6 protein-coding genes are annotated in these 6387 nt (G+C 69.3%); 5 read left to right on the top strand and 1 reads right to left on the bottom strand.

Annotated elements, in window-relative coordinates; translation table 11 throughout:
• The first annotated feature begins 110 nt into the window (after positions 1-110).
• The 5 genes from AC3WQZ_RS24325 (at position 111) to AC3WQZ_RS24305 (ending at position 4922) form a co-directional block, all read left to right on the top strand.
• Complete coding sequence (locus AC3WQZ_RS24325) at positions 111-935, top strand: NAD(P)/FAD-dependent oxidoreductase (protein WP_492301406.1); 825 nt, start codon at positions 111-113, stop codon at positions 933-935.
• A 250-nt stretch (positions 936-1185) separates the two neighbouring features.
• A complete protein-coding gene (creB, locus tag AC3WQZ_RS24320) occupies positions 1186-1884 on the top strand; it encodes a two-component system response regulator CreB (RefSeq protein ID WP_011614449.1) in 699 nt (232 codons plus the stop codon).
• Positions 1885-1893: 9 nt separating this feature from the next.
• Complete coding sequence (gene creC, locus AC3WQZ_RS24315; protein ID WP_492301404.1) at positions 1894-3330, top strand: two-component system sensor histidine kinase CreC; 1437 nt, start codon at positions 1894-1896, stop codon at positions 3328-3330.
• A 126-nt stretch (positions 3331-3456) separates the two neighbouring features.
• Positions 3457-4434 (top strand): NAD(P)H-dependent flavin oxidoreductase, encoded by a 978-nt coding sequence (locus tag AC3WQZ_RS24310; RefSeq protein ID WP_492301403.1) that lies wholly within the window; start codon positions 3457-3459, stop codon positions 4432-4434.
• 119 nt (positions 4435-4553) lie between these two features.
• A complete protein-coding gene (locus AC3WQZ_RS24305; RefSeq protein WP_454749523.1) occupies positions 4554-4922 on the top strand; it encodes a YbaN family protein in 369 nt (122 codons plus the stop codon).
• 140 nt (positions 4923-5062) lie between these two features.
• On the opposite strand, the gene AC3WQZ_RS24300 is transcribed toward AC3WQZ_RS24305, so the two are convergent.
• Entirely contained in the window at positions 5063-6313 is a 1251-nt protein-coding gene (locus AC3WQZ_RS24300; protein WP_492301402.1) for a phenylacetate--CoA ligase family protein, read from the bottom strand.
• Positions 6314-6387 lie beyond the last annotated feature (74 nt).

Below are 6387 nucleotides of genomic sequence, written 5' to 3'. Positions count from 1 at the left end.
TCGCAACTCCAAGATAACAGTGGTGGGCTTGTTGGCCCTTTTTGTTTCTAAACGGTCACGCAGATCGGCGATGAACCTATTATTTCCACACCACCGATACGCCGCGCCTGATGCGCTGGCTGGCCGCCGAGCTGGTGCGCCACCGGGTCGAGCTGCGCCTGGGCCAGGCGTTCGTGGGCGCGGTGCCGCGCAACGGCGGTTGGCATGTGACCGGCGTGGGCAATACGCGCTATCTGGTCGGCGCGGATGGCGCGAAATCGCGCGTGGCCCAGTGTGCCGGGCTGGGGCGCGTGCACAGCTTCCTGTATGGCGTGGAGTATGAGTTCCCGGGACTGGCGCTGCCCGAGCCGGGCGCGCTGCACTGCTTCATCACCCGGCGCTTCGCACCCGGCTATATCGGCTGGATCGCGCAGAACCCCACCGGCGTGCAGGCCGGCCTGGCGCTGCGCTACCTGCCTCGGCACGGCCGCGCGCCAGACCTGGACGGTCTGCTGGCGCATGTGCGCGAGCGCGCCGGCCTGCCGCAACTGGCGCAGCCTGCGGCGACGCGCGCGGGGCTGATCCCATGCGGCGGCCCGGCCTTCCCGCTGGCGCGCGACGGCGTGATCCTGACGGGAGATGCCGCCGGCATCGTGTCGCCGGTCACCGCCGGGGGCATCCACTATGCCTTTGCCCATGGCGAGTCGGTCGGCCAGGCCGTGGCCGCGCACCTGCTGCGCGGCGGCCCGGCCCCGGAAGCGGCCGCCACCGCCGGCGCGCCGCGCTTTCGCGCCAAACGTGCGCTGCGCTGGATGTTCGACCGCTTCCAGTGCGACTGGCCCTTCGACCTGATGCTGTACTCGCCGCCGCTGCGCTGGGCGGCGGAGCAGATCTATTTCCACAAGCGCCGAGGCGAGGATCCCGCGCCGCCGCCGCGCGCAGCCACCAGCGCCTGACCGGCTGGTCCACTGAATCACTGAAATGGGAGGCGAAGGACATGTCATGCGGGATGCAGCGCTAGGGCGAAGCAGGGGTTTCGGATTGCATTGCAATCCGCCTGCGTAGCGGCATGCGCTTGCAAGCGCATGTGCGCCCTGCAAGGGCAGGGCGCAGCAATAGCACGGCTATTGCGAGCATTTGCAACGACGCGATGCGCCCGCATGACATGGCAGGCGCCGACCGATTTCAGTGATTCAGTGGACTAAAATGCCGGGCATGGAACAACCGCGGATCCTGGTGGTGGAAGACGAGCAGGCCATCGCCGACACCATCCTCTATGCCTTGCGCACCGACGGCATGCTGGCCGAGCACTGCACGCTCGGCGGCGCCGCGCTCGAGCGCATGCGCGCCGGCGCGGCCGACCTGGTAATCCTGGACGTGGGCCTGCCGGATCTGAGCGGTTTCGAGGTCTGCCGCACGCTACGCACGTTCAGCAATGCGCCGGTGGTCTTCCTGACCGCGCGCCATGAAGAGATCGACCGCATCGTCGGGCTGGAAATCGGCGCCGACGACTACGTGGTCAAGCCCTTCTCGCCGCGCGAGCTGGCCGCGCGCGTGCGCGCCATCCTGCGCCGGGCGCGCGGCGGCGGTGCTACCGCGGCGAAGAGCGACGAAGTTGCCGGCTTCACGCACGACAAGGACGGCGCGCGCCTGGCCTACCGCGGCCGCTGGCTGGAGCTGACCCGCTACGAGTACCTGCTGCTGGCCTGGCTGGTGACACATCCGGGCCGCATCTACTCGCGCGCGCAGCTGATGGAGTGCGTCTGGGAAGATGCACTCGACACCAGCGACCGCACCGTCGACACCCATATCAAGACCCTGCGCGCCAAGCTGCGGGAGGCTTCCGCCGACGGCGCCGAGCGCATCCGCACCCATCGCGGCATGGGCTATTCGCTGGAACCCTGAGCGCACGCCATGCATATCGGCCTGCGCATCTTCTTCGGCTTCTTCCTGATCGTGGGACTGGCCACGGTGCTGACGCTGCGCGTGTTCGTGCAGGAGGTCAAGCCCGGCGTGCGCCAGGCCATGGAAGACACGCTGATCGACACCGCGCACGTGCTGGCGGCGCTTGCCGCCGACGACATGAAGGCCGGCCGCATTGCCGACGGCGATTTCGCGCGGCACATGGCGGCGCTGCGCGATGTGGCGGTGAATGCCGATGTGTCGGGCCTGCACAAGGACAGCATCGGCTACCGCGTCTACGTGACCGATGCCAACGGCATCGTGCGCTTTGACTCCACCGGTACTGACGTGGGCCGCGACTATTCGCGCTGGAACGATGTCTACCTGACGCTGCGCGGCAAGTACGGCGCACGCAGCACGCGCACCGACCCCGACGACGACGCCAGCACCGTGATGCACGTGGCCGCGCCAATACGCGACGCGGACGGCGAGCGCATCATCGGCGTGCTGACCGTGGCCAAGCCCAATGCGGCGATGGCGCCCTTCATCGAGCGCAGCCAGCGCAAGATCCTGCTCTACGGCGGCCTGCTGATCGGCGCTGCCTGCGTGATCGGGCTGGCCTGCACGCTGTGGCTGGCGCATGGACTTAGCCGGCTGCGCGGGTATGCGCGCGCGGTGGCGGCCGGCGAGCGCGCGGAGATGCCGCTGCGCGGCGGCAGCGAGCTGGCCGAGCTGGGCCGCGCGGTGCAGGGCATGCGCGAGCGGCTGGAAGACAAGCAGTATGTCGAGCACTACATCCACACGCTGACCCATGAGATGAAGAGCCCGCTGGCCGCGATCGGCGGCGCCGCCGAGCTGCTGCAGGAAGAGATGCCGGCGGCGGACCGCCAGCGCTTCGTCGCCAATATCCGTGCACAATCCGGGCGGCTTGAAACCATGATCCGCAAGCTGCTGGCACTGGCCGATGTCGAGCAGCGCCAGCGCCTGGAAGTGCGCGAGCCGGTGCGGCTGGCGCCGCTGCTGGCGCAACTGGGCAGCGAGCTGGAACCGCGCGCGCGCCAGCGCGGCGTCACGCTGCGGCTGGCCGCCGAAGCCAGCCCGGACCTGGTCGCCGGCGATCCGTTCCTGCTGCGCCAGGCCATCGCCAACCTGCTGGAGAATGCCATCGATTTCGCCCCGCCGGACAGCGAAGTCATGGTGCGGCTGGAGCGCCGCGGCGGCGCGCTGGCCATCGCCGTCGCCGACCAGGGCCCGGGCATCCCCGACTACGCGCTGCCGCGCGTGTTCGAGCGCTTCTACTCGCTGCCACGCCCGCACGGTGCGGACAAGAGCACCGGCCTGGGCCTGTGCTTTGCACGCGAGGTGGCAACGTTGCATGATGGCGATGTAACGCTGGCCAACCGCCCCGGCGGCGGCGCGCTGGCGGAACTGACCCTTCCGGCCGGGTAGTTCGACGAGGTGACCGGACCGGCATAGACTGGGGCTTCTAACGTGACCGCGCTGAAACTCCCTATAATCGAACGACCGTTCATTTAGGGCACCTGCACTGTGCCCGTCAGTAGTTCAGGAGACACCATGCCCGCCGCCAAGCAACTGCCCCAGGCCCTGCAGAACCTGGCCCTGCCCGTCATCGCCTCGCCCATGTTCATCGTCAGCTACCCGGAGCTGGTGCTGGCGCAGTGCAAGGCCGGCATCGTCGGCTCATTCCCGGCGCTCAATGCGCGCCCGGCGGAGCTGCTCGACGAGTGGCTCACCCAGATCGAAGCCGAGCTGGCCACCTTCAAGGCCGCCAACCCGGGCGCGCAGGTGGGCCCGGTCGCGGTCAACCAGATCGTGCATACCTCGAACGCGCGGCTCGAGCACGACGTAAAGGTGTGCGTGGACCACAAGGTGCCGATCTTCATCACCTCGCTGCGCGCACCGGTCAAGGAAATGATCGACGCGGTGCACAGCTATGGCGGCATCGTGCTGCACGACGTGATCAGCATGCGCCATGCCGAGAAGGCGATCGAGGCCGGCGTCGACGGCCTGATCCTGGTGGCCGCCGGCGCCGGCGGCCATGCCGGCATGCTGTCGCCGTTCGCGCTGGTGGGCGAGGTGCGCAAGATCTTCGACGGCCCGATCGCGCTGTCGGGCTCGATCGCCACCGGCGAGGCGGTGCTGGCCGCGCAGGCCATGGGCGCGGACTTTGCCTACGTCGGCACGCGCTTTATCGCCTCGCAGGAGGCCCACGCGGCGGAATCGTACAAGCAGTCGATCACCAGCTCGGCCGCCGCCGATATCATCTACACCAACCTGTTCACCGGCGTGCACGGCAACTACATCCGCGAAAGCATCAGCAACGTGGGGCTGGATCCGGACAACCTGCCGGTGGCCGACAAGAGCAAGATGGACTTCTCCAGCGGCGCCTCCAAGGCCAAGGCATGGAAGGACGTCTGGGGCGCCGGCCAGGGCGTGGGCCAGATCCACGACATCCCCACCGCCGGCGAAATCGTCGCGCGCATGAAAGCGGAGTACGATGCCGCCAAGGCGCGCCTGGGTATCGCGCGCTAACCGAGGTTTTTACCGGGCCGCTATTGCGGCCCTTCATTCAACCATTGCCTGGTCCAAGCTCCACCACCCCGCCCGATTCCGACGCCACGTTGAGCCGCCGGCAGCAGGCGCTGCGCGCCATGTGGGTGGTGCTGGGCGCGGTCTTCCTGCTGCTGGGGGTGATCGGCATCTTCCTGCCGGTGCTGCCGACCACGCCATTCGTGCTGCTGGCCGCGGCATGCTTCGCGCGGGGATCCCGGCGCTTCCATGAATGGCTGCTGGGACATCCGCGCTTCGGGCCGCTGGTCAGCGACTGGCAGCGCCATCGCAGCATTCCCTTCCGGGCCAAGTGCCTGGCGTTGTCGATGATGTGGGCGTCGATGGGGACGACCGCGTGGATGCTGCGGGCGCGGCCGCTTGCCTCGGCGGCGTTGCTGGCTTGCGCGGTGGGGGTGAGTGTCTGGATGGCCCGGCTGCCGACGCGGCCGGTGGAGGGGGGGAAGTCTTGAGGATGCGGGCGTATTGAAGCGCGTCACTCCGTCGACGCACCGGCCCTATCCCCGGCCGGCCCCTCTCCCGCCTGCGGGAGAGGGGCCGGGGGAGAGGGCCAGCGTATCAACGAAGTCGATCCTGCCAGCCGCCACACAACTCAATCGTAGCTGCGCGCATCCTCGATCAGCTTCCCATCCTGCGGCAACGACCCCGCCGCAACGAAAGCTACCTCACCGCGCAGCCGCATCACTTCGCGCAGCGATTCCGCCACCGCACGCTGCAAGTCACCATCCTCGCGCGTAGCCTCGCAGCGCAGCGTCATCACGTCCGCGCCTGGGTCGCCAGTCACCACCAGCCGCGCCGCGCGGATCTCCGGATGCCGCCGCAGCACGTCTGCCACCTGCCCGGGATGCACGAACATGCCCTTGACCTTGGTGGCCTGGTCGGCACGGCCCAGCCAGCCCTTGAGTCGGATATTGGTGCGCCCGCACGGGCTGGGCCGCTGCGACGACTCCGCCACGATGGCCGAGAGGTCGCCGGTGCCGAAGCGGATCAGCGGGTAGTCGCCGTTGCCCAGCACCGTCACCACCACCTCGCCGGTCTCGCCCTCGGGCATCGGCCGGGAACCGCCGGGCTCGACGATCTCTACCAGCACGCCCTCGTCCACCACCCAGCCATCGCCGCCCTCGGTCTCATAGGCAATCAGGCCGACATCCGCGGTGCCATACATCTGCTGCACGCGCACGCCGCGCGCCTGGAACCAGGCACGCAGCGACGGCGGCAGCGCCTCGCCCGAGACCAGCGCCTTGGCCAGGCTGGTGCAGGGCGTGCCCAGCTCGTCGCCGCGCTCCAGCAGCAGCTTCAGGAACGACGGCGTGCCGGCGTAGGCCGTGGGCTGCAGGCTGGCCAGCGCCTGCACCTGCGAATCGGTCTGGCCGACGCCGGCCGGGAACACGCAGCAGCCCAGCCGGTGCGCGCCGGTCTCCATCATCATGCCGGCCGGGGTGAAGTGGTAGGAGAAGGTGTTGTAGACCAGCTCGCCGGCGCTGAAGCCCGCCGCATGCATGGCGCGGGCCACGCGCCACCAGTCGGCGTCATGGCCGTCGGGTTCATGGATCGGGCCGGGCGACTGGAACACATGGCGCAGCTTGCCCAGCGGCGTGGCGTTGAGCCCGCCCAGCGGCGGCAGTGCGCGCTGGCGCGCGGTCAGGTCCGACTTGCGCGTGACCGGCAGCGCCGCCAGCGCCGCGCGCGAGCTCAGCAGCCGCGGGTCGACGCCGCCCAGCATCTCGGCAAAGTAAGGCGCGTTGTCGCGCGCATGGGCCACCTGGCGTGCCAGGGCGGCAAGGAGCGCCTGCTCGCGGACTTCCGGCGCGCGGGTTTCGAGCGAATCGAAGTGTTCTGGCATGGTGCTATGCGTCAGGGAATGGGATGCGGCATGCCGCCGCGCCGCTGGGCGCGTGGTGGCAATGCCGGATGAAA

It is taken from the genome of Cupriavidus sp. FW305-26 (assembly GCF_058787975.1).
This window is presented reverse-complemented; position numbering and strand designations above follow the sequence as displayed.